The 232-nt window shown below is 45.7% G+C and carries 1 protein-coding gene; it reads left to right on the top strand.

What is annotated here, in order from left to right; all coding sequences use genetic code 11:
• A partial coding sequence (locus AC6UDE_RS07240; RefSeq protein WP_500697070.1) for an FAD-dependent oxidoreductase occupies positions 1 to 232 on the top strand: 232 nt, incomplete at both ends.

The raw sequence follows: 232 nt of genomic DNA, 5'->3' as shown, positions 1-232 counted from the left end.
GTAACAACCTATCAAGCTGAACAATATGATGTAATCGTAATTGGGGCCGGACATGCAGGTAGTGAAGCAGCCCTTGCAAGTGCACGATTGGGGGTCAAAACCTTATTACTAACCATTAATTTAGATATGGTTGCTTTCATGCCGTGCAATCCTTCGGTTGGTGGACCTGCTAAAGGCGTTGTTGTTCGCGAAATCGATGCACTGGGCGGAGAAATGGGTCGAAACATTGATA

Source organism: Fructilactobacillus sp. X2R5C3, from assembly GCF_059901325.1.
Note: the sequence above shows the minus strand (reverse complement) of the source record. Positions and strands in the feature narration are given on the sequence as shown.